General features: G+C 46.3%; 20 protein-coding genes and 1 pseudogene. 14 read left to right on the plus strand and 7 right to left on the minus strand.

The genetic code is table 11. The annotated features are described in order from the left end of the window. Positions 1 to 27 precede the first annotated feature (27 nt). The 4 genes from L9Q39_RS18030 to L9Q39_RS18045 form a co-directional block, all read right to left on the minus strand. On the minus strand, positions 28 to 2,028 hold the full coding sequence (locus tag L9Q39_RS18030) for a U32 family peptidase (protein WP_237486470.1): 2,001 nt from the start codon (positions 2,026 to 2,028) through the stop codon (positions 28 to 30). Positions 2,029 to 2,249: 221 nt separating this feature from the next. Continuing rightward, positions 2,250 to 3,869 (minus strand): ABC transporter substrate-binding protein, encoded by a 1,620-nt coding sequence (locus tag L9Q39_RS18035; RefSeq protein ID WP_237486471.1) that lies wholly within the window; start codon positions 3,867 to 3,869, stop codon positions 2,250 to 2,252. A 463-nt stretch (positions 3,870 to 4,332) separates the two neighbouring features. Then, the gene (gene cydB / locus L9Q39_RS18040; RefSeq protein WP_237486472.1) at positions 4,333 to 5,331 is read right to left on the minus strand and encodes a cytochrome d ubiquinol oxidase subunit II; all 999 of its coding nucleotides are present in this window, start codon (positions 5,329 to 5,331) and stop codon (positions 4,333 to 4,335) included. A gap of 12 nt (positions 5,332 to 5,343) precedes the next feature. Further along, on the minus strand, positions 5,344 to 6,732 hold the full coding sequence (locus L9Q39_RS18045; RefSeq protein ID WP_237486473.1) for a cytochrome ubiquinol oxidase subunit I: 1,389 nt from the start codon (positions 6,730 to 6,732) through the stop codon (positions 5,344 to 5,346). Positions 6,733 to 6,989: 257 nt separating this feature from the next. Between L9Q39_RS18045 and L9Q39_RS18050 the strand changes: the two genes are divergently transcribed. Both L9Q39_RS18050 and L9Q39_RS18055 read left to right on the plus strand, forming a co-directional pair. Next, positions 6,990 to 8,267, plus strand: coding sequence for a GGDEF domain-containing protein (locus tag L9Q39_RS18050; protein ID WP_237486474.1), 1,278 nt, complete (start codon positions 6,990 to 6,992; stop codon positions 8,265 to 8,267). Positions 8,268 to 8,610: 343 nt separating this feature from the next. Next, the gene (locus L9Q39_RS18055) at positions 8,611 to 8,901 is read left to right on the plus strand and encodes a hypothetical protein (RefSeq protein ID WP_237486475.1); all 291 of its coding nucleotides are present in this window, start codon (positions 8,611 to 8,613) and stop codon (positions 8,899 to 8,901) included. 111 nt (positions 8,902 to 9,012) lie between these two features. Here the strand turns inward: L9Q39_RS18055 and L9Q39_RS18060 are convergent, their stop codons facing one another. The 3 genes from L9Q39_RS18060 to L9Q39_RS18070 all read right to left on the minus strand — a co-directional run bounded on the left by L9Q39_RS18060 (position 9,013) and on the right by L9Q39_RS18070 (position 10,163). Continuing rightward, positions 9,013 to 9,390 carry a hypothetical protein gene (locus L9Q39_RS18060; protein WP_237486476.1) on the minus strand — a complete coding sequence of 126 codons (378 nt, stop codon included), beginning with the start codon at positions 9,388 to 9,390 and terminating at the stop codon, positions 9,013 to 9,015. Between the two features lie 167 nt (positions 9,391 to 9,557). Beyond that, entirely contained in the window at positions 9,558 to 9,992 is a 435-nt protein-coding gene (locus L9Q39_RS18065; RefSeq protein ID WP_237486477.1) for a hypothetical protein, read from the minus strand. Between the two features lie 3 nt (positions 9,993 to 9,995). Then, positions 9,996 to 10,163, minus strand: coding sequence for a hypothetical protein (locus tag L9Q39_RS18070; protein WP_237486478.1), 168 nt, complete (start codon positions 10,161 to 10,163; stop codon positions 9,996 to 9,998). 510 nt (positions 10,164 to 10,673) lie between these two features. Here L9Q39_RS18070 and L9Q39_RS18075 point away from each other — a divergent pair. The 12 genes and pseudogenes from L9Q39_RS18075 (at position 10,674) to L9Q39_RS18130 (ending at position 23,118) form a co-directional block, all read left to right on the plus strand. Then, entirely contained in the window at positions 10,674 to 11,027 is a 354-nt protein-coding gene (locus L9Q39_RS18075) for a hypothetical protein (protein ID WP_237486479.1), read from the plus strand. A gap of 203 nt (positions 11,028 to 11,230) precedes the next feature. Beyond that, positions 11,231 to 11,500 carry a type II toxin-antitoxin system Phd/YefM family antitoxin gene (locus L9Q39_RS18080; RefSeq protein ID WP_237486480.1) on the plus strand — a complete coding sequence of 90 codons (270 nt, stop codon included), beginning with the start codon at positions 11,231 to 11,233 and terminating at the stop codon, positions 11,498 to 11,500. Then, entirely contained in the window at positions 11,490 to 11,843 is a 354-nt protein-coding gene (locus L9Q39_RS18085) for a type II toxin-antitoxin system RelE/ParE family toxin (protein WP_237486481.1), read from the plus strand. Before L9Q39_RS18080 ends, L9Q39_RS18085 begins: the two co-directional genes overlap by 11 nt. A 467-nt stretch (positions 11,844 to 12,310) precedes the next feature. Next, positions 12,311 to 12,643: an STAS domain-containing protein gene (locus L9Q39_RS18090; protein WP_237486482.1), complete on the plus strand. Its 333-nt coding sequence runs from the start codon at positions 12,311 to 12,313 to the stop codon at positions 12,641 to 12,643. Between the two features lie 71 nt (positions 12,644 to 12,714). Next, on the plus strand, positions 12,715 to 13,548 hold the full coding sequence (locus L9Q39_RS18095; RefSeq protein ID WP_237486483.1) for an OmpA family protein: 834 nt from the start codon (positions 12,715 to 12,717) through the stop codon (positions 13,546 to 13,548). A 77-nt stretch (positions 13,549 to 13,625) separates the two neighbouring features. Next, positions 13,626 to 15,647, plus strand: a pseudogene (locus tag L9Q39_RS18100) (SLBB domain-containing protein); the annotation flags it as partial. Further along, complete coding sequence (locus L9Q39_RS18105) at positions 15,644 to 16,408, plus strand: P-loop NTPase family protein (RefSeq protein ID WP_237486485.1); 765 nt, start codon at positions 15,644 to 15,646, stop codon at positions 16,406 to 16,408. The pseudogene L9Q39_RS18100 and the gene L9Q39_RS18105, both read left to right, overlap by 4 nt. Positions 16,409 to 16,626: 218 nt before the next feature. Next, the gene (locus L9Q39_RS18110) at positions 16,627 to 18,084 is read left to right on the plus strand and encodes a sigma-54-dependent transcriptional regulator (protein WP_237486486.1); all 1,458 of its coding nucleotides are present in this window, start codon (positions 16,627 to 16,629) and stop codon (positions 18,082 to 18,084) included. Beyond that, positions 18,077 to 19,168, plus strand: a complete 1,092-nt coding sequence (locus tag L9Q39_RS18115; RefSeq protein WP_237486487.1) for a glycosyltransferase family 4 protein — start codon at positions 18,077 to 18,079, stop codon at positions 19,166 to 19,168. Before L9Q39_RS18110 ends, L9Q39_RS18115 begins: the two co-directional genes overlap by 8 nt. Before the next feature lie 162 nt (positions 19,169 to 19,330). After that, entirely contained in the window at positions 19,331 to 20,554 is a 1,224-nt protein-coding gene (locus L9Q39_RS18120) for a glycosyltransferase (protein ID WP_237486488.1), read from the plus strand. Then, a complete protein-coding gene (locus L9Q39_RS18125) occupies positions 20,547 to 21,728 on the plus strand; it encodes a glycosyltransferase family 4 protein (protein ID WP_237486489.1) in 1,182 nt (393 codons plus the stop codon). The genes L9Q39_RS18120 and L9Q39_RS18125 overlap by 8 nt, the downstream gene beginning before the upstream one ends. Next, the gene (locus L9Q39_RS18130) at positions 21,721 to 23,118 is read left to right on the plus strand and encodes a lipopolysaccharide biosynthesis protein (protein WP_237486490.1); all 1,398 of its coding nucleotides are present in this window, start codon (positions 21,721 to 21,723) and stop codon (positions 23,116 to 23,118) included. The genes L9Q39_RS18125 and L9Q39_RS18130 overlap by 8 nt, the downstream gene beginning before the upstream one ends. Position 23,119 lies beyond the last annotated feature (1 nt).

Below are 23,119 nucleotides of genomic sequence, written 5' to 3' on the forward strand. Positions count from 1 at the left end.
CGGTCTACCGCCGAATAACGTTTGTCTCTAGATGCCTTTTTGATACTGCCGATTGGTCACCGGAGACACCAGTTTCTCGAATACCAATTGAGTCTCTTGTTGCGATGACGATAACTGGACTAACGACAGGCACTGCTCAACAAACTCCCCTTTAGTCACATGCAAGCGGGTTTCCGTGGCGATGTCGCGCAAATCTAACAACACATCCGTCAACAAGTACGGCAGATCCTTTACTACGTCCATGTTGAGCACATTGTGTTCACTGTATATTGCGTTATGGCTACCACGCTGCTTATCAACCACGTAGGGATTGTCTTTAAGGTTAATAATGGAGGTACGCTTCTCACAACGTTTAAGGCAACCCTTATTGATTTGTATCTTGCGACACCCTTCTGTTTGCTGGAATAGACATTGACGACTGGTTAGCAGCGTATTGGGATGATACACACTGTAGAAGGTACGCATGCCCAGCGGACGCTTAATGCGTTTGAGTTGTTTATGGCTCAGCTCGTTGGACAAAAATGCCCCTTGCGCGGCAAATTCCTGCTGCAAACACGCGAGAGCAAACGAGTTGCTGGTATTCATCTGAGGTCCAGCAATCCAATCTAGCCCCAAGGTTTTAGCCACAAAACCCACACCTGAATTATTGGTGACTAACAGGTTGGGTCTGAGTCTCTCCAGCAGTTGCTTGGCTGCCGTGAAATCATCCCCAATCAAAATGGATGGGAACCACGGGTTCAAATTAGGATACTGATCTAGAATCGCGCACACTGACTCAAGCTCAGCCGCCAAGCCCATCGGCAGTTGATAATACAGGTCAACATCTTGATGTTGCAGTGACTCAATATCTTGCACATGAGAAATCAATACCGACACCTTCGGCGTTTGCACCTCGTCCTCCGCGACATTGGCAAGCCTAACGTCAGGCACATCGACCGCACCTTTTAAGCTCGCCGAGCTTGCTTGAGGCGTCTCAATCGAATATCCCTTCGTACGCTGCTCAACGGTGTGAATGATTTCGGTTTTATCATCATAGAGCTTGCGTTTCACCGCCTGTACTTGTTCAGGGGTTTGGCAACGATACACCTCAGAAAAATGGCTCACCGCATGGTCTCTCGGATTGTCGATGTACATATCTCGACCGACATTACCTTGCAAAAATCCATTCGAGAAATCGCGGTTGAAGACGGTATACAACGCTTGAGTATCCTCAGAAAGAGGCTGCTGTTCGCAAAAGCGATCAATTTGCTGACGCCAATTATCCACTACGGTATAGACGTAGTGCGACTTTTTGATGCGCCCTTCCACTTTGAGTGAATACACCCCCGCATCCACCAGCGCGGGCAGATCAGAAAATGCCGAGTTGTCTTTTAAATTGAGCGGATAATCGTTACCGGTCTTCGTGGTCTGGTACTGCTCTCGACAAGGTTGGCTACATCGTCCACGGTTCCCCGACGCACCATTACGAGCGGAACTGATATAGCACTGTCCCGAAAAGCCGATGCAGTAAGAGCCGTGAACAAAGACTTCCATTAATACATTGCGCTGCAAGCCAAACTGGGCGAGGTGTTTAATCTCATCAATATTCAGTTCACGAGATAGATTAACTCGGCTTGCCGTTAGCTGAGCCAGTAACTCGATCTGCCCTTCATTGTGTGTATTCAGCTGAGTAGAGGCGTGAACGTCCAGATCAGGAAAATGGTGCTTGAGTAAGTAAGCCAAACCGAGATCTTGCACAATAACCCCATCAATCTGGGTTTTATCCAACTGCGCCAATAGACGCACTATCGCGGCGATTTCGCTCTCAAGGATCAGAACGTTAAGGGTAAGAAAGATCTTGCAGTTATGTTGATGGGCAAGGCTCAAGACGCCATTAAGGTTCTCTAGCGTCAAGTTGGTCGCTCGATTACGGGCATTAAACCGATCTAATCCACAGTAGATAGCGTCAGCACCTGCGGCGATAGCAGCTTTGATCGAGTCCAAATCACCACCGGGAGCCAATAGCTCAAATTGCTCACGTTTTACCATAATACTCAACTCTCACACACAAAACGGCCGCGTAGTGTACGCGTTTGCGCTTAAAAAGTCTGCACTGGTGGAATTTATTTTTTAATCACAATTAAGCCAGAGTCACGCTGTGTGGCTCTGGCTTTTGGTTTTCGCAGCGCTATTAGTTTTCGCAGCGCTATTAGATGATCACGCTATTTGATGATTAAGCTATTTGATGATTAAGCTATCCGACGATCACGCTACTCAACGATATAGAGATCTTTAGAATAGATTCGCCCTTCTACATTGTTCGTCGGAAAACCACCCACATTCGGTCGGACTAGGCGTGCTTGCATATAATAATAGATCGGCGCAATCGGCATCTGCTCAGCGAGAATGGTTTCTGCTTCATCATAATACTGGTTGCGTTTCTCTTGGTCCGTCGCCTTCATCGCGTTGTCTATCGCGGCATCATAATCCGTGCTTTGGAATGAAGCGTGGTTGCCGCTGCTGGTGGATGTTAGCAAGTTTAGGAAGGTTGAGGTTTCATTGTAGTCGCCACACCAAGAGGCTCGCAAAATATCAAAACGCTTGTCTTTGCGAGATTGCAGGTAAGATTTCCACTCTTGATTCTCTAACGAGATCTGCGCCGCTAAGTTGTTATTCAGCATTGAAGCAATCGCCACCGCGATGGCTTTGTTGCTTTCACTGGTGTTGTATAACAAGTTCGCCTTTAGAGGATTGCTCTCGTTGTAGCCTGCCTCTAGTAACAACTGCTTAGCTTTCGCATCTCGCTGATCTTGAGTCAAGTCGGCATAATCCGGTTGTGTGGCATCAAACCCGGCAACATAGCTGTGAGCAAAAGTATAAGCGGGTTGATTGCCCACTTGAGTGATACCGTCGGTAATGACATCTCGCATAATGGAATATGAGACCGCTTGTCTTACCCGAGCGTCATTAAACGGCGCTTTTTGTGTGTTAAAGGCATAATAATAAGTACACAGGAGCGGCACGACGGTATAAGCCTCTTTGTGCGTCTGCTTAAGGTTGCTCGCCATCTGGGCTGGAATGTCTGAGGTAATATCAATTTCACCCGATGCATAGCGATTCATCGCCGACATTTGATTCTCAAAGGGAATATAGGTGACTTTATCTAATACTGTCTGTTGGGCATTCCAATAAGTCGGTGACTTGGTCAATTCAATACGCTCATTCACTACCCACTTCGACAGATTAAACGCGCCATTGGAGACCATATGATCTTCCCTTGCCCACTTATCGGCATATTTTTCCACCGATGCTTTATGCACTGGCATCATCGAGCTGTGACCGGTCATGGCGACAAAATAAGGCACGCGACTGTCAAGCTGAAACTCTAGCGTATAGTCATCGAGTGCTTTAACGCCGAGAGAATCCATCGGCTTTTTGCCATTTATGATGTCAGCAATATTATTGATGCGGGTCATCTTCAAGTACCAGCCATTGGCTGAGGCAAACTCGGGATCACTGGCTCGCTGCAAACTATAGACAAAGTCATGAGCCGTTACGGGATCACCATTTGACCACTTCGCCTGCTTACGCAGATTAAAGACAAAGGTTTGGTTGTCTTTGGTATGCCAAGATTCCGCCACGCCGGGGATCACATTGCCCTCGTCATCTTGTATCACAAGCCCTTCAAATAGATCGCGCAGAATATGCATCTCGGGCATCCCTTCCGCATTGGCTGGGTCTAAGGTTGCCGCTTCTGCGTCGTTACCACGCACCAACTCTTGTGTCTGAGCCAGCGTTACCGAGTTCGGCACATTCGCTGCCATTGTCGACACTGGAAATAAGATACTGAGCAAGGCTAAAGCCAAAGCCGAGGGTTGATTATTTTTCAAGGCAGATCTCCATGCTAACTAAACGCTATCGCTGAGAGCAACGCTAAAACCTCATTGCCACGTCGACTACCCAAGGCACCTCAAATACGAGGCAGAACAAGAATCACTTGGGTATAACCTCAGGTGCGAGGTTCAGCGTCATATGTCACTGTTAATGCCAACATATTGGGACAAAGTCGGTTTAAAAGCTATGGGAGAATAGTGAATGGTCGGAAAAGTGTCGATTACAACCACATTTTATACGCTAAAGCGGTTTTGCCTCAAAGCGGTTTTACTTCAAAGCAGTGATTGCCCTAATACCGTCGTTGTCCTAAAGTGGTCATGCACCTCAAGCGACCGAACCTAAAACAGTCATGGCACTAGAGCAATACACTGCGTATCCCGTATGACAATGTGGCAAGAACCGCGACACTCGCGGTCCAAATCACTAAAAACCATATCCAGCGCTTAATCGATTTTGACATCAGTGATAGCCCTCGCCATGTTTCAACTTGCCTCTAAATACCCAATAAGAGTACGCCGAGTACGCAATAATCATCGGCAGCAGAATCACCGCGCCAACCAACAAAAATTTCAGGCTGGAGTCTGGGGCTGCAACCTCGGTATAAGTAAGTGCGAACGGCACCAAATATGGAAATGTGCTGACACCAAAACCCAGCGCAGACAACACAAACAGGGCAATAGCGAACAGATACGCTCTTAGTGGCTTGTGTTTCAGAAGCGAAGCAAACAGTTGCCAGACACAGAGTCCAGCCGCCAGTGGAATAATCAAAAATAGAATCACATTTGGAAAACTAAACCAACGCTCAAACACCAGCGCGTTGCTTAAAGGCAGCCAAGCGCTAGCAATAACAATACAAGCGATCATCATCAGTCCCCAACGTTTGGCAATGGCGTAGTAACGCCCACTCAAGTCATCGGGCAGCTTCATGATCAACCAACAGGCCCCAAGCAGCGTGTAGGCGCACAATAAACCAAACGCACAAAATAGACTGAACGGTGATAACCAATCGAACCAGCCACCTGCATAAGCTCGCCCTTCAACGGTGATCCCTTGCAGCAAGGTGCCCAGCATCATCCCTTGGGTCAAGGTCGCCATCAGTGAGCCTAAGAAAAACGCCGCATCCCATAAGAACTTGCCGCGCTTAGTTCTAAAGCGATATTCAAACGACACGCCGCGAAGAATCAGCCCCAGCAACATAATGATCAATGGCGCGTACAGCGCTGGCATAACAACGGCATAAGCTAATGGAAACACCGCAAACAACCCTCCACCGCCCAACACCAACCATGTCTCATTGCCATCCCACACGGGAGCAACGCTGTTCATCATCATATCTCGTTCGTTGTCACTATGCGCACTGGGAAACAGCACACCAATGCCCAAATCGAAACCATCGAGCACCACGTAGATCAAGACCGCCAAACCAATCAGTGCGTACCAAATTAATGCATAATCCATGATCATTCCCTCCTAAGGCAGATGATTCGAGTGCGTGGCGGGATGAGCATCGCTGCCATCAGGAAGACGGGTATCGAGCGGCTGTTCATATCGAGATGGAGACTTACGCATCAAGCGCAACAAGTAGAAAAAACCGCAGCCAAACACAATAAAGTAGACCACGATAAATGCCGTTAACGAGACACTGATCGCCGCGGCGTCAATCGGTGAGGCGGAATCCGCCGTCGTCAATAAGCCGTACACGGTATAAGGCTGACGCCCCACTTCGGTGGTTATCCAACCGGCTAAGACCGCAATAAACCCCGCTGGTCCAAACAGGGTGCAGATTTTCAGGAACCAAGTGGTCTGATAAAGTGTTTTTCGCTTACGCAACCATAAGCTAAATAGACCAATTGCCAGCATACCAAATCCGATAGCAACCATGATCCTGAAGCTCCAAAACACAATCGACACTGGTGGATGTTGATCGTCGGGAAAGGCATCTAAGCCTTTCACTTCTCCATTCAGATCATGCGTCAGTATCAGGCTACCCAACTTGGGGATCTCTAGCGCGTAGTCCACCTTTTTATTCTCTTCATCCGGGATACCAAATAAAATCAGCGGAGCGCCTTGGTGAGTCTCAAAATGCCCTTCCATCGCGGCGACTTTAGCTGGTTGATGCTCAAGAGTATTCAATCCATGCATATCTCCGGCGATGATTTGCAACGGTGTGACAATGGCCGCCATCCACATCGCCATGGAAAACATGGTGCGTGCCAACGGGTTTTTGGGTGACTTGAGCAGATGGTATGCACCAACCGCCGCCACGACAAAAGCCGTGGTGAGGTAAGCGGCAAACAACATATGCACCAAACGATAAGGAAATGATGGGTTAAACACGATGGCGAACCAATCTTCTGGAATAAACTGCCCCGCCTCGTTAATACTGTAACCCGTTGGCGTTTGCATCCAACTGTTGACCGACAGAATCCAAAAGGCTGACAAGAAAGTACCAAACGCCACCACACAAGTAGACATAAAGTGAATTTTCTTACCAACTCGCTCCATGCCAAACAGCATGACCCCAAGGAAACCCGCTTCAAGGAAAAAGGCGGTAAACACCTCATAGCCCATTAATGGTCCGAGTATCGGTCCGGTTTTGTCGGCAAAGACACTCCAGTTAGTACCGAACTGATAGCTAAGTACGATACCGCTGACGACCCCCATACCAAAGCTGATGGCAAAGATTTTTATCCAATACTTGTAGAGTTGAATGTATTTATCTTGTCCTGTTTTCAGCCACAAACCTTCCAACACTGCAAGGAAACTGGCGAGCCCGATGGTAAAGGCGGGAAAAATGATATGAAAAGAGACCGTAAACGCAAATTGAAAGCGAGCTAAATCAACGGCGAGTGTATCCATAGTACTTACCTCATGAGTCACGTTCCGTCTTTTACGCAGCTCATCCGTAAATGTTCAGGTACTTTTGTTATTTTGGCGTTTTTGTTACTCTCACTGTTCAAGATTCGCTCAATTCCTTACGCTCTAATACCCAACACCCCAACAAACTTTCTGGTAAGAAAACTGGTTAAAATTAAAGATTCATCACGTAATTTGTTACAGTAAGCGTATATAATATTGTTTAACTTCAAAACGGCAGCATTCATTCGGTCAGTTATATGCTTCACCCCCTTCCAAACCAAGCGTTTCGTAAAGATAAAAAATTCAATAAATTCGCGCTGGCATTAACAATGATTAGCTTTGTTTTGATTGTCTGGCAAGAACTGGGGATGAATTTACAATATCGGATTCCCCAAGCGGCTTTTTCCAAAACGATTGCTTTGAATGATGATGTAAATGGTGGTTTATCACGCAGTAAACTAAAAACCTCCAACGGTAACAGTTCGTTGACCTGTGAGACGGTACAGTCGGATACGTTTTCTTTCTGTAGTGTATTAATCCCAGTGAATGAACGCCTTGGACAAGGCGTTGATCTTAGCCGCTACGATCAGCTTTCCATTACGCTTTCTTACCAAGAGAAGGAGCAGCTAAGAGATACCATTCTTATCTATCTGCTTAATGACGAAGGTCTACCAAAGTCTCGAAATACTTTTGAATCTATGCGAGCGAACCAAGCGGCGATCATTCCCAATCTTGGCAATAAATCGAGTTATCAACTTCCATTGAGCCAATTTTCTGTGCCTTCGTGGTGGATGTATCATCACCCTGAGCTTAAACAGCACTCAGCGACCTTTGACAATGTGAAATATATTCAGATTGCAACTGGCGACAGTTTTATTGCCAAAAACGTGACAATAGAGATTGAAGATATTGCCTTTAGCGGTAAGTGGATCTCCAAGCTCGACCTGTATCGGTTTATTGTTATTGTTTGGCTCTCTTCAGCCATTCTCTACGGTATTACCATTGCCCATCGACATATCCGCACGCTGACGCAATCCGCACAACGGTTGCACAGTGAAAAGCAAAATTACCTCAAGTTGGCACAATATGATCACCTGACGAAAGCCCTTAACCGACGCGGACTTGATCACCTTTGCCGCAATTTAGGCTCTGGCTGCTCCGTTATTCTATTCGATGTCGATAATTTTAAATCGGTCAACGACCAATATGGACATGATGAAGGTGATCGTATTCTGGTCGAAATTGTTGAATATACCTCTACCAACATTGAGAAAAACTGCCATCTTGCTCGATGGGGAGGCGAAGAGTTTATCGTGATTTGCGAACAAACCACTGGAACACAAGCCTATGCCATTGCCGAAAGACTTCGCGGGCTAATCGAGCAAAAAATCCACTTAATCGATGGTCAAAGCCTGACCTGCACTTTCGGTATTGCCGAAGTCGTTCAATCTCAAGACCAAGCCATCAAACAAGCTGACGTTGCTTTGCTGCAAGGAAAGAACAGCGGCAAAAATTGCGTTATTTTGTCTCAATAAGCGCTGTGGGTTCTCAACTCTCAATCACAAACAGATAACCACAAAGGAACAGCACGTTACCCTTGATTTATCATGTTACCGCTTTATTTATCCGTCATCCCTTTATTTATCACGTCACCGCTTTATTACCACGTCACCCCTTCGCAGGAAGGGGTCTACTAACAGCAACCTCCCACACTTAATCCAGCACACCCCACTAGCGACATATTGAACTATTCTTAACCCAGAAATCGAATTAATTAGGGTCCCAGAGATGAAAAAATTGTTGCTAATACTTCTGTTCGCTCTTACGTCCACGGGTTGTGGAACAAGTGACAGTGCTCTTATTGAGAGTGGTCACAATATGGCTTACATACAAGGTTTCCATGATGGCAGGCATAGCGGAATACAAGAAGCGGGCAATAGTTTTGAAAGCTATATCAAGGATGAAAAACGCTTTGCATCAGATGCTGACTACCAACAAGGATGGCTCGCCGGTGAGGTTGAGGGGAAAAAGCTACAAGCTGAAGCAACAGCGGTAGGTAACGGGGTTGCGGCTAGTTATCCGCAAAAGCCTCAAACCACCAACCCAGACGATATCGCCAAGGAAGTACTGAAAGGGGTCGATACATCAAGTTTGAAAAGCTTAGAATAGAGAGCCTGTTCGCTAGACCACCGCATAGATAGACCATCAGCATCCTAAAGGATCACTGGGTGCTGATGTTTAGACTGAGTGGAAAAACGCAAAAACTGCCTCAATAAAACGTTAGTTATCTCCCATGAACTTAAGCGTAAACTGGTTGAAGTTCCCTAATTTATTAAAAGCTTTTGGAAATAGAATGGCCGCTGAAGACTTATTGACCGTTTCTGTCGTTATCAGGTCACCCAATAACAGCACACCTAGTTCTGCATCTTCAAAATCGTAGTCCTTAGTCGTAATGTCTTTTAGTACTTGGATATTGTCGAAAGTTTCAATCAGTACTTGTTTGTCTTCGGTATAACTAAACCGAACCATTGTGGTAATACTATCTAAGCATTCAATATTGGCTCGTTGAACCTGAGCGTAGTTAGCATCAATAATGATACGGTCGTATCCATAAGCTTTTTTATGATCAAAATAGCGAGTATTGAGTGCCATTAACATCGGTAGAACCCTCCATAACTAATTTATCGTATGCCATACAAACTTAATACCATTGGCTAACGCAAAAATGCACCAAAGTTTGTTAAGGGAATTAAAAAGAGACTGAACTTTCAGTCTCTTGATTGCGGTATACACAAGTATGCAAAGCGAGATTTATGTCTAATTTTCTACTTTTTCCATGAAAATAGAATCAAACATATAGTACATAAACCGAATACAGGCAGACCAAACTTTAGAAGTAAAACATCTAACATGAAGGCTGCGAACGTAAATAACATAGGAACAAGTACTTTCGGTTTCCATCTATCAAACCAACCCGCAGCAGCCTTATCTCCAATAGCATTTCGCCACCTGTAAGAGATAGAACTCATAAGAACAATAAACAAAGGGAAGTAAAATACAGCTCCTAAAAATGAGTAATCCGGAACGAGTAATACAAAAATATTGATAAACACCAATACAATAAAGTGCTTCTTCATTTTTGAAACAAAGAATTCACTCTCAAAAAGGTCTATCTTTAGTTGGTCCTTGTTTCTATTCTCAGACAAGCTCAGCTCAATCCCTTCTTTAGCAGCGTTTTTCATTTCATTTTTTAATGTCATAACCTAGCTTCCTGAGGTTCTTGTTGCAGCCTTTAAGACAGTAAATACTAAATAAGCTCCACCACTAACAAGAAAAGAACGCCAAAAACCAAAACCAAAAAGTTTACCTAAAACCCCACCAATCAAGCTGACTCCGAACCAACAAATACCAAGCTGAACAAAAACTTCCACAAGAAACCTCCCACATCGTTAAACACAGTATAGCGTACCATATAAATCGTGTAATTCATACCTTCGCCTAATGATTGATTCGTCATGCCCCTTTATGTAAATGGGTAAGTCAGGGTAAAAACACCTCATAAGGCGCTTTAAAAACTGATAGAGATAGTTTGAGCACTCACTCTCACTTGCTTACCTATTGGGCAATAAGTTTGTAACACTAGCAGATAGATTCCAGTACAGAATGCGCCCAATGAGTATTTAAAAGTGTCAAGATTACTTTGCGTAGTTTATCGTGAACGATGAAGCTTTGGTCAGAGATTCGAATGTGCAGTCGCGGTTTCGAGACCGAAACACCTTAGATTAAACGATCTAATTACTCTTTATAAATCAGAGTGATGAACAGAAAATGGCGGCATCAACGTATAGAATCAAACGTCGATTTATATAATATTTTAATCTGTACCGCACAAACTCCAGCTTTATAGTATGATATACTAATTATTAAAATTGAGGTGTTCTATGCGTAAATTATTAAGTCTTTGGTTCATTGTGCTATTGGCGGGCTGTTCAACTAAACCAAGCCATGTCGGTGAACCCATCAAAACGAAAGAGGGTGACGAATTTAGTATTCAAAATACAGAACAAGGATTCACTGTTGCTGGTCATTATAGTGAATATCAGTTCGTTAGAAGCAGTCATGATGGATTTGTTGGGTGTACTCAACTTATCAATAATGCGGCTAAAGATTATGCGGCTAAAAGTGGGCAATCTGTGTCGCTACCAAAATGGGAGGATGTCACCATTGTTGACCATGGTCGCGATATTATCACTGCAATCATGAACGTCAATTGTGAATACACCTATCAATATTGAGAGTCGCTGACGCCCCTAAAATGACCACTTTAAACGCTATAAATGATGTATACGAGCGTAATTTACTGACAGAGGCTGAGTTTTTGATATGCCTGTCCCGACTTGAGCCTTGATTCTGGCTTGATAGCTTTGAGCCTTCCTTGCTTGAATGTGACCTATATTTAAACTATATTCAGACCATCGAATGTAGTCAGGTATATCAAATGAAGACAGAAACAATCAGTTATCTAAAGAAAAATGCGGCAAATCTTGAGCTTTCAGAGCCTATGTGTGTCACTCAGAATGGCAAGCCAGCCTACGTTATAGAAAGCTATGAATCCAGAAAACGACGTGATGAAGCACTTGCATTACTCAAGCTATTGTCATTTTCTGCCGAAGATGAAAAAGCTGGAAGAGTAATGACAAGCTCTACATTAAAATCCAAACTTGCTGAACGCAAAAAGCAAGCTCTGGAGCGTGAAAGTGAGCAATAATCTGGACATTATCTATACCGAAACCTTCGAGATTTTGCTTGATAAGTTAATCATTTATTTGTCTGACTTTGCTAGTGAAGCAGAAGTTATTGAAAGAATAGAACGCTTAATTAACAGGTTCGAAAAAATCATTACTGTTGACGCGCATGCTGTTGGAGTATCACCATCATTACTAGAGCTTGGAGTCATCAATTACCGAGAGTTTCACGCCGATACCTTCAAGATTATTTATAGAATCGATCCAACTAAAAATGATAGGGTCATTGTTGATGTTATCGCCCAGCAAAAACAGAATCTCGAAGCACTACTGATACAATACTGCTTACTCCATATCCGCAAATAATCATAAAGAACAACTCCGTTACCGTCCTATTAACCACCAATAACTCGGTTTTCCTTGTAGGTATTTTCTGTCGAACGAAAGTTTGGTTGGTTATTTTTTTATGGGCAAAGTCAGGACGGTAAAGTCAGGACAGACATAATAGAAAACAACGTTATATGAAATGACGGATCCATTTTCATCACCCCAAGCTGAAAAGTAGTGCTATAGCTGAAGATAATATAAAGCGGGTGCGCTCCTTTGTTTCAAGCCTAGCACTCAACCTTGCTAGGCTTGAATTGTGCCTGATGCTCTCAAGTGTCTCCTACTACCTCTCCACATTCCATTCCGCCTCTCATTTTGACACCAAGGATTTCTCAAATTGAGAATCCCCTCCCCCACAAAAACCAAGCCATTGAAAATTAACAACAAAAAACACTGGCACAGCTAATGCTATCTATCTACTGTCAATAAAAATCGAGGATAGAATTATGCAATTAGTCAAATCTGAAATCAGCACCAATACCCTCAATATCAATGTAATTGGCGATTTAGACGCCAAAGGATGTCGTGATATCCAGCCAAGTATTGATGAGTTGATCAGCAGCGATACTCATCAAGAAATCGAAGTGGATTTGCATCAGGTAAGATTTATGGACTCTTCAGGCATCGGTGCTATTGTATATTTGTATAAGCGTTTGGTTGAACAGCAACGCACAATGCGCCTAGAAAACGTGGAAGGACAGCCACTTAAGATCATCACGCTATTGCGCATTGGACAAGCCATTCCAGTTAACATCGCCTCATCGAACGAATACCTTTAACAGGTATAAATAACAGAATACCAATAACAGAATACCAATAAATAATCGTCACAAAGCGAAGGGTGGTTCTTATGGAAATAACGAGCAACGTACAAACAGGGATTATTGCCTTAGCTTTGCTGTTAAGCGCGGGATGCTCCACCAGTTATCCAGACAACGGGACGGGTGGTGTGGGTGAATATTACATCGGCGCTGACTTCTCCCCTGTTATGCCGGACGAGCCCCTCGGTCCCGAACACGGTTTGCGTTTCGATTGGAAGCTGAGCAAACTCCACCTTGACTCCCTGATCAACGAAGGCGCACGTTGGTGCTTTCCTGCGGCGGTATTGCAAGCGGAAACCAAGCAGAAACGTATCGCCCGAGAACTGGAAGCCAACCTTTGGATTGACGCTGCCAACGATATTGTCATCCAACGTAAACAGCTTAACGCGTTAGAACTCAAGCTCAATTACGTGTTATCGCAAACCCAATGTGTTCCCCCCCGCTCCGCTGATGAAATGCAAAACCTGATGCAAGTGGTCAAGGAGTTGCATGAACTGTTGAATATCGACAATCAATTTGCCATCGACTCGGTGGAAATCAACCCAAAATACATGGGTCATCTAGCACAAGCGGCGAACCTATTAAAGCAGTACCCCAGCATCAAACTCTCAGTGACGGGTCACGCCGATATTACCGGCACTTCCGAGTACAACGACAAACTGGCAAAAGGACGAGCAGAGCAGGTCAAGCGCTACCTGATGATATTCGGGTTGTCACCAGAGCGAATGACCACTCAATCTCTTGGGGCAGATTTACCGCTTTATCCCGGAGATAGCGCGGGGGTTAAACTGACCAATCGCCGAGTCAGTATCGACGTACTTGCTGATACTGAAACCCTTTATTCACAAGGAGAGACGCCATGAATAAAGTCATTAGCCTTGTCATTTCACTGTGTGTTTTGTTCGCTAGTGGTTGGGTGAATAGCGCTGACAATGAAGACAAAGTGGTGCAAGTAGGCGATCAGATACAGATCGATCTACCCGGCGAGGTCAGTCTTAATCAAAGCTTTCAGGTCGATAAACGTGGGCGGATTACCCTGCCAGAGGTTGGGACGCTATTTGTTGCTGGGTATGACGAGCAACAGCTCAAGGCTAATGTCATTACCGCCCTAAGCGAAGTGTATCGCGATACCTCGAATATCCAGGTCTATGTCGCTGAAAAACAGATTATTATCTCTATTCAAGGCTACGTGGTCTCACCCGGTGAATACACCTTAGCCGACCACTCAAATATACAAATGGCGCTCTATGCCGCGGGCGGGTTGCGCGCCGGAGCACAGCTCAACAAAGTCATTTTGAAACGCGGTGCAGAACGCATTGAGTTTGACTATAAGCAGTTTTTGGATACCGGCGATGAAAGCAAACTGCCGTCGCTGCGCTCTTTGGACACCTTATTTGTCCCCGCTTCACCGTTGGTGGGTAACATTGAACAAGAGTTCGACCCCGCTAAACTTGCCGATGCGGGTGATAGTGGCGATGCACGACAAGCGATTAAGGTGTTCGGTGAGGTCAATGCGCCCGGTTCATTCTCCTTTCGATCAGACAGTGATTTGGTCGACATTCTTATGCGTGCCGGTGGTGTGACGCGCTATGCGGCTGTGGAACAGATCCGCGTTATCTCCAATAACACTCCGACGCTATTTAACCTTAAACGCTATCTAGACAGCGGTGACACCAGCCTACTTCCTCCACTTAAACCGGGCGCGACGGTGTTTATTCCCAAACAAGAAGAGGAAATCAAATCTGGATTAAATACTGTCTACGTGATGGGTGAAGTCGCCAGTCCGGGTGCCTACGAAGGAAAACCTGGGGCGACTTTTATGGATATTCTTGCTAACGCAGGAGGGCCGACTCGTTTTGCAGAGTCTCGCCAGATCCGCGTTATTCGCGCCAATGGACAAGTGGTTCGCTTTGATATGACAGCATTTACTGAGGGAATATCGGGTGCCAAAGCACCCAGCATTGCTTCTGGTGATGCCATTTTCGTTCCGGAAAAGACCGATATGAACGAGAAGTCGTGGCTTAAAATCGCCCCAGACCGAGCCGTTAACGTGATTGGTGAGGTGGTGAGACCGGGTCGTATTGAATGGTCCGATGAAATGGATTTAATGGATCTACTGGCGCATGTTGGCGGTCCGACACTCAGAGCGGATACCACCAAGATAGAGATCGCAAATGGACGTAAAATGCAGGTCTTTAATCTGGATGCGTTTATCAAAAAAGGGGCGCCGAAATCCGAACTGCCTTACATTTCTGCTGGCACTATCGTGCGTGTCCACGATCTGCCGCAAGATCCCGCAGACAACAAATCCCAATGGGTAAGACAAAGCTCTGATGCTTCCATCTATGTGTTTGGTCAAGTGAATGCGCCGGGGCGTTATCGATTCACCAACGAAATGCACTTCCTTGATATTCTTTCCGCTGCCGACGGTCCAACGAAAGATGCCGATATTCACAATGTCAGAATTACCCATAGAGATAAAAGCTACGCCAAAATCAGTAAGCTGAATCTGTCACTCTATTTTGAAACCGGAGATGAGTCTTTACTGCCGCGCGTAAAAAGTGGCGATACCATCTATATTCCAGAAAAAAACCGTAACTGGCTCGACACGCCTAAAGAGCAAACCGTGCGTATCTTAGGTGCAGTGAACAATCCCGGTCGTTATGTGTTTAACGACAATATGACCGTGCTCGATGTGCTGGCTGAGGCGGGCGGACCGAGTGACCGCGCCCATGTCGAGAAGATAAGCATCGTCAATATGTCATGCTGTCAAAACCAAGCACGTACTTTTGACTTGCTGGAGTTCAGTAAAACCGCCGATATTCGAATGCTACCGATATTGCGAGCTGGCGACACCATCTATATTCCCGATCGTCGTAATAGCTTTGGCGAGCAAGCTCGTCTGGGTCTGACCGACCTATTTAGAATTGTATCCACCATCGCACTGATTGGAGCTTTATGATGACTATTCCCGCCACTCATGCCGAAATTGAGCGTCTATTTATTAGTGCTGAATCTAACCAGTGCCAAACGGTGTGTATTACCGCCAGCAATTCGGACGAAGGAACCTCCAGCGTGGCTCAAGCTTTATGCGAACGCTACCTGCTGGCTGACTATCGAACGCTATTGGTGGATCTCAACCTGCTTAACCCCAGTTTAGTCGCGCTTGAGATACAAGAGAATGCGCACGCTGCTGGACCTTCAACTGAAGCCTCTGTATTTCCCGAGGTCCCAGTCTTTTCCAAGGTCTCAGAGTTTCCCGAGGTTTTAGTACAAACCCCAGATTCAAGCCGAGTCTTGATGGGCGTTGTGGCTCCTAACTCCCCCTCAACCGCACTAAAGATACGCGATCAACAGGGTCTCGCCCGTCAAATTGAGCAATGGTCGCAGCACTACGACCGCATTGTCTTTGACACCTCGCCGCTTCTTGCCATCAACAAAAACACCATCCCTGCTCCTGTTGTTGCCAGAGCCTGTGACGGTGCCTATTTATTGGTGCTATCCGGCAGCACCACGACCGACCAAGTAGAACGGTCGATCAGTATGTTAAGCGATGAGCATGGCGCGCAACTGCTTGGCACGCTCATCAATTGCCGTGATCAACCGACGTTGGCGCAAGAAATCGTTCGAGAGATCGACCGTTTCTCTTGGCTACCCAAGCGTTGGACTGACTGGTGCAAAGCCAAAGTCTTGACTAACCACTTCTTATCATTATCCATTTAGCGATAAACACGCAGAAATTTTGACCTTTTTTTGCGACTTTTCACTGACTTAACCTATCTTTAACTATTAGAGAGCCTAAAAATATTCAGATTTTTAGGCTGTCATCAGCCTCGTATTCAAAACCAGTTAACGAGGTCAAGACAACGGAAAGGTAATAATCAAACGCCTAGGCATAGCAATAATCAATCACTATGGCTAGTTAGGGATAAGGTGGATGTATGGCAGTGACAATCTTACTGATCGAAGACTCAAACTCTTTGGCGGTACTGTATAAGCAATTTTTAAAAGATGAACCATACAATATTATCCATGCGGAAACGGGTGCCGAGGCGATACGCACGCTAGAGCGAACCACCCCCGCCCTGGTTATTCTCGATCTACAACTGCCTGATATGCAAGGCGACGAGATTCTGTCTTGGATGGAAAACAAGAGTCTGGATATTCCAGTGATTGTCGCCACCGCTCACGGTAGCGTTGATATCGCAGTCAACATGATTCAAAAGGGCGCAAAAGACTTCTTAGAAAAACCGATTCGTTCCAGTCGATTAAAAACCTCTGTCGCTATTCATCTTAAGCAAGCCAAACTGGAAACCATGCTCACCAACATCAAGGAGAAGCTGGACAGAGATCGATTTCATGACTTTATTGGTGCCAGTATTCCGATGCAAAACATCTATAAGGTGATCGATTCCGTTGCCTCGACCACCGCCAGTGTGTTTATTGTCGGCGAGAGCGGCACTGGTAAAGAGGTCTGTGCCAACGCCATTCATAAAGAGAGCAATCGCCACGATAAGCCGTTTATCGCCATCAACTGCGGCGCGATCCCCAAAGATCTGATGGAGAGTGAAATTTTTGGTCACACCAAAGGGGCTTTTACCGGTGCGACCCTCGACCGCAAAGGCGCCGCGTCAATGGCCGACGGTGGCACACTGTTTTTAGATGAATTGTGCGAAATGGAGCTAGAAATGCAGAAAAAGTTACTGCGATTTTTGCAAACTGGCACCTTTAGCCCGCTAGGCAGTAGCAAAGAACACAAGGTCGATGTGCGTATCATTTGTGCTACCAATAGAGACCCGTTACAAGAAGTGGAACAAGGTCGGTTCCGTGAAGATCTCTATTACCGCGTGCATGTTGTGCCATTGAATATGCCGCCATTGCGAGATCGTGATGAGGATATTATCACCTTGGCTCAACACTTCTTGCGTCTCTACGCCAAGCAAGATAACCGTAAGTTTGAATCCATTAGCCAAGATGCCCAACGCTTCCTTAAACGCTATCGCTGGCCCGGCAACGTTAGGCAGTTGCAGAATGTTATCCGCAGCATCGTGGTATTGAACGATGAAAAATCCCTCGGTGTGCAACATCTGCCCAATGAGATCAAAGTCAAAACAAGCCCAGCAAAATCATCGGGACCTACGCACAGTATTGAGCTTGAAACGCCTCAGCTATCAATTGAAACCTCTGCCTATGTGACTGCCAACACAGCAGCACCAATGCCGACCAATTCTGCTCAGCCAATCCGTCCAATGTGGCAAATAGAGCGCGATGCGATACAGCAAGCGATTGATCATTGCGACGGTAATGTGCTGAATGCCGCGATGCTGTTGGAGTTGAGTCCATCCACCATCTATCGCAAGAAGCAAGCATGGGAAGCCGAGGAAAACGCCTTTGAGTAAATGGGTTTGGTTGCTCACCGACAGCAAAGGATTTGGCGGTATCGAAAGCCATATCCTTGCGCTGGCGTCTGGGCTATTAAGCCATGAAATTAAAGTCCGAGTGATCCTGCTTTCAGACTACGATCATCAATCGTTACTGATCCCTCAACTCGAACGTCAGTGTATTCCCTATACGGCGCTCAATCGTCAATATTCAAGTGAAGACTCAAAACAAGACGCAACAAAAAAATACGCAAAGAGCAACCTACTGGGTCGCCTTGCGCAGCTTTGGCAACAAACCAAGGACAAACCGGACGTTATTCATAGCCACGGATATAAAGCGTCACTGTTGATTCGTGCCGCCAAAGCTCTCTCCATTGTGCCCAAAGACCTTGTCGTTGCGACCACATTCCACGCGGGCGAAACGCCGACCGGACGCGTTCGATTCTATGACTGGCTGGACCGCTATACCGCTTTTCTGAGTCCAATAAGAATTGCCGTCAGCCGTCCGATACAAAACAAGATCCCGGTTACGAGTCAACGGGTTAACAATTTCGTCGCCGATGCCCCGCTCTCCAAAGGGGAAAAGATCGCCTTTGTCGGCCGTCTAAGCCATGAAAAAGGCCCTGACCGATATTTGCAATTGGCACAACAAATTCCTCACTGCGAATTTCATCTGTTTGGCTCAGGTCCTATGGAAGAGGTTTTGGAAGGTGAAGCCACCCACAACGTTCAATTTCACGGTCATCAAGTGGATATGGAACCCGTGTGGGCGCAAATTGGTCTGCTTGTTCTGACTTCCCGCTTTGAGGGGTTACCGATGTCGGCATTGGAAGCGATGGTTCGAGGTATCCCTGTCATTAGCTTTGCCGTGGGCGAGATACCAAGCCTGATTGTTAATGGCAAAAATGGCTGGATCGTTGACGATATTCCGACAATGGCCATCCAGATTGAGGCCTACCTCAACTCAAGCGCTAGTGAGCGCCAAGCGATTAAACAGTATGCCAGAACGACCATTATCGATCACTACTCCTATCAAGCGGTGATCCCTCAGTTGTTGCAGCTCTATTTTGGTCGGTTAGATCCAGCTCCACGTCTTCAATAATCACTATGGATTCGACTTTCATCCTGATTCTCAAAATGAGAAAACCGCCTCACGTCAAAGTAGAAAAAATATAATCACATGATTTAATTAAATAAATTATATTGGCACCACTATTGCTCCTTTTAGACACAGCAAGCTATTTTGTTTTCAAGGAGCACACACATGGTCAATATTCTCTATGCACATTACGGTGAAGAGTGGATTCGCGGCAGTGAACAGTGCTTATTGAATCTTTTAGACCACATAGATAAACGTCATTTTCAGCCGATAGTGTGGAGTAACAACCAAGTTCTGTGCCAGCGAACCGAAGCGATGCAGATCGCTACCCATCACGACACGTTTAGCTTGCTCGGATACGGTTATCGCGACAAGGCGTCTTTTTGGCAGTGGGGCAAGCTCGTCACTCGCGCTGTGAAACTGATACGCCGTCACCAGATTGGTCTTATCCATGTCAACAGCGCGGGTCCGTGTCAGTGGTTGGTGTTTGCAGCCAAACTATGTCAGGTGCCTCTCGTTACCCAACTGCATTCTCCTTATATTCTGAGCGAACGTTTTTACTCCGGCTGCTACGCCTCTTCCAAAATTATTGCAGTCAGCCATGCCGTGTCACACGATATTCTTGCTGATGGCTATCCCCACAAGCAGCTTGCCGTTATCCATAACGGTATTGCAGCGTTGCCAGCCAGTTTACATTCCCCCTATTGGGTACGCGAGCAGCTTGGTTTATCGCCAGAGACACGCCTGTTTGCCACCGTCGGCTCTCTGATTCATCGCAAAGGGATCGATAGGCTGATCAACGCGCTAGCCCAGCTACACAGGCAAGGAGAAAAACGACACACGCAAGGAGAACAGCTGCATCTGCTGGTGATTGGTGACGGACCGTTAAAAAAGCAGCTACAAGATATTGCCAAGCAGCAACAGGTCGACCATTTGGTTACTTGGGCTGGTGAGCAACGAGATGTCTATCAATGGTTGTCGGGGGGTATCGATGGATTTGTTAGCGGTGCAAGAGAAGAAGCGTTTGGATTGGTTGTCGCAGAAGCGGCTCTAGCCAAGTTACCCGTTATCGCCCCCAACATTGGTGGGATTCCCGAGTTTGTCGCACATCAACACAGCGCCTTGCTCTATGATGATGACCAAGGATTACTGCAATGCTGGTCAGATCTACTGACTGATTTTGACACCCTCGCTCCAACATTGAGCGCAAATGCCCAGCAAACCGTGGCTCATAACTTAACACTCGACAATAACGCCAATAAAATCGAGCGCGTTTATCACCACGTACTAAGTGAACCAGCCCAGAATCACGTTAAGCTCTCCCGCTGCCTGCTGCCACTAAAAATCTATCTCGCCAAACGTCAATCATCGGGAGCTAGCCATGCATGATCTTACCCAAAAGCATCTGTTTATCTTCGATCCCGTTCCATTTGCGGGTGGCTCAAAAGTGGCGACCAATACCATTTTAACAGCCTATCCACGTCAGCAACTCGCCATTACCTTAGTCACGGCGCATGTCGATAGTTGGCACAACGTCCTTGAAACCTATGGCGATCAAGTTACGGTGCGAACCTTACCTTATGCTGAGTGGTTCAGTCACTGCAACGCTAAAGGCTTTTACTTACTCACCCTTTATCGCTTTATTGTCTGCTTTTGGCATGTTCTGACCTGCCCCAAGATTGATGTGTTGATTGGCTCAACCCAGCCGGGCTCTGATATGGCAATCTATGGTCTGAAATGGCTGTTCTCCATTCCTGTGTTGCAACTGGTTCATGGTCCCGTCGGCAATTCAAGATCGGTGGGTAAGTGTCTTCAGTTCGCCGATGAGGTTCACTACCTCAATTCAACTAAGGACTCGATAACAACGGCACTGAGCACCCTCAATCTAACCCTAGACGATATTCATCACTATCCGTTCAGTAATGGCTTGGCTGACAACGATTGGCCAACTGCGAGTCGCCATCAGCAAATGCGGGTGTTATGGGCAGGCTCGCTGTTAAAGTGGAAACGCCTAGACGTGTTGCTTGAAGCGCTGCCAAAGATAACACCGCCGATTATCACCGACATCTGTTACATTCAGCCAAGCAACCCCAGTCTCGTCAGCGACGCTACGGATCCCATCACTTATAAGGATATGGCGAATATTCAATGGCACCAACAACCGGACAATTTCGATCAAATCCGTGCCCACTGCTCGATCTTTGTCTCCACCAGCGAACGTGAGCCTTTCGGGCTTGCGATATTAGAAGCAATGGCGGCAGGGCTTTGTCCAGTGATTCCTCAAGACGGTGCCTATTGGGATCAGCAGCTCAGCGATGGTAAAAATTGTCTTAAATATCGACCCGCGGACAGTGTGGATTTAGCCAACGCCATAACAAAACTCGCCGCCAATCCAACTTTAACCCAGCGACTTGCACAGTCAGCTCAGGCGGTTGCCGCAGGTTATAAAGCGGACACTTGCTATCAAGGTATTTATCAAGGCATTGACCGCCTTGTTAACCGCAACCCAAACTATTGCCACAAAACTATTACCACAAAACAGCAGGTCACTCGTGATGAATAAGCCTCTTGCCAGCATCGCCGCTTACGGCATCAGTTTAGTGTTAACTCGCGGTATCACACTATTTATGCTGCCGTTTATCACCCATTACCTAACTCCGACAGAGCTTGGCAAACTGGAGCTGCTTGCCAGTTTTGGGGCACTGTTAGGCGTGGCGGTATCGCTTTGCTTGCATGAATCACTGTATCGCTACGCTGGCGTGCATACCTGTCAGAGAAAACAGTTTATCGTGGCGAATCGTATCATGTCGCTATCATGCCTGTTCGCGGTATTAGCCATTGTGCCCATTATCGGAATATTGTTGCCACTGGCCACACAGCTTGATATCGACACTCGCTCGATTTTACTGGTCTGTGGCAACTTAGTCCTTACCGGACCGTTAATGATTTCTACCGCTTGGCTGAGAATGCAAGATAAGGTGATCCCTTTTGCCCTAGTCAGCATCGGCGCCACCGTCATACAGGTGGTGATTATCGTGGTGAGCTTAATGTCGTCCGCGACCATTAACGCCATATTGAGTGCTTCATTGATCGCAACCCTATTTCAACTGACCGCCTTTCAGTCTATCAATGGCTTTTTTTGGCGTCGTTTTCGTGTAACACAATGCAAACGCTATCTCACCTATGCCTTACCCTTGGTGCTGTCTGGCGTGGTCGCCTTTGGGGTCAACGGCGCCGAAAAATGGGTACTCGCCCTTGGAGCGTCTGTAGAACAACTGGCCTTATACGCTATCGCTGCTAAGTTTGCTTTGGCGCTCTGTTTACTGATTCAACCTTTCGGTATGTGGTGGATGCCAAAACGGTTTGCCTGCTTAAAGGCGGATAGGCAACAAACGACCAACACCACGGAATTAGGGTTATTATTTGCCTGTCTGCTTGCGATTGGTCTGTGTTTTTCAGTCCCTATCTTTATCGAATATGCACTCGATGATCAGTACCATTCTGCTAATCAACTGCTGGGCGTGGTATTGCTGATTGCCCTTTGTAAAGAGTTTGGCGAACTGCTTAACCTTGGTTTATTAGCGCAAAAACGCACCCAGTGGCTGCTGATGATTAATATCGCCACAGCCCTGTCCTCTATCTTGCTCGCCTTGCTGCTGATCAATATCAGCACCCTTGCCATGCTTTACGGCATGCTTGCAGTCGCCGTGGCAAGATTGTGTGTGGTTGGCTATTTGAGCCAGCGCTGTGTTCGCCTCCCCTATAGAACCGTCTATCTGGTATGTCTGTTTACCTTCACCGCGGCCTTGCTGCTGACTTCACCGCAAGTGGACTCCCTTTTCTGGCGATTATCATTAATCCTGCTTGCCCCTGTTTGTCTGATTCTGTTTGCTCAACAGTTTCGCAGTTTGCGTGACGATATTGGGCTTAGCATAAACAAAGGGAGTCACTGAA

The sequence above is a fragment of the Vibrio hippocampi genome, from assembly GCF_921292975.1.
Taxonomy (GTDB): Bacteria; Pseudomonadota; Gammaproteobacteria; order Enterobacterales; family Vibrionaceae; genus Vibrio; species Vibrio hippocampi.

Bases quoted from the DNA above. Each gene is read 5' to 3' on its own strand.
- L9Q39_RS18045 (WP_237486473.1), bottom strand. From the start codon at position 6,732: ATGGATACACTCGCCGTTGATTTAGCTCGCTTTCAATTTGCGTTTACG.
- L9Q39_RS18110 (WP_237486486.1), top strand. From the start codon at position 16,627: ATGGCAGTGACAATCTTACTGATCGAAGACTCAAACTCTTTGGCGGTA.
- L9Q39_RS18050 (WP_237486474.1), top strand. From the start codon at position 6,990: ATGCTTCACCCCCTTCCAAACCAAGCGTTTCGTAAAGATAAAAAATTC.
- L9Q39_RS18060 (WP_237486476.1), bottom strand. From the start codon at position 9,390: ATGTTAATGGCACTCAATACTCGCTATTTTGATCATAAAAAAGCTTAT.
- L9Q39_RS18030 (WP_237486470.1), bottom strand. From the start codon at position 2,028: ATGGTAAAACGTGAGCAATTTGAGCTATTGGCTCCCGGTGGTGATTTG.
- L9Q39_RS18105 (WP_237486485.1), top strand. From the start codon at position 15,644: ATGATGACTATTCCCGCCACTCATGCCGAAATTGAGCGTCTATTTATT.
- cydB (WP_237486472.1), bottom strand. From the start codon at position 5,331: ATGGATTATGCATTAATTTGGTACGCACTGATTGGTTTGGCGGTCTTG.
- L9Q39_RS18125 (WP_237486489.1), top strand. From the start codon at position 20,547: ATGCATGATCTTACCCAAAAGCATCTGTTTATCTTCGATCCCGTTCCA.
- L9Q39_RS18130 (WP_237486490.1), top strand. From the start codon at position 21,721: ATGAATAAGCCTCTTGCCAGCATCGCCGCTTACGGCATCAGTTTAGTG.
- L9Q39_RS18055 (WP_237486475.1), top strand. From the start codon at position 8,611: ATGGCTTACATACAAGGTTTCCATGATGGCAGGCATAGCGGAATACAA.
- L9Q39_RS18080 (WP_237486480.1), top strand. From the start codon at position 11,231: ATGAAGACAGAAACAATCAGTTATCTAAAGAAAAATGCGGCAAATCTT.
- L9Q39_RS18090 (WP_237486482.1), top strand. From the start codon at position 12,311: ATGCAATTAGTCAAATCTGAAATCAGCACCAATACCCTCAATATCAAT.
- L9Q39_RS18075 (WP_237486479.1), top strand. From the start codon at position 10,674: ATGCGTAAATTATTAAGTCTTTGGTTCATTGTGCTATTGGCGGGCTGT.
- L9Q39_RS18120 (WP_237486488.1), top strand. From the start codon at position 19,331: ATGGTCAATATTCTCTATGCACATTACGGTGAAGAGTGGATTCGCGGC.
- L9Q39_RS18065 (WP_237486477.1), bottom strand. From the start codon at position 9,992: ATGACATTAAAAAATGAAATGAAAAACGCTGCTAAAGAAGGGATTGAG.
- L9Q39_RS18095 (WP_237486483.1), top strand. From the start codon at position 12,715: ATGGAAATAACGAGCAACGTACAAACAGGGATTATTGCCTTAGCTTTG.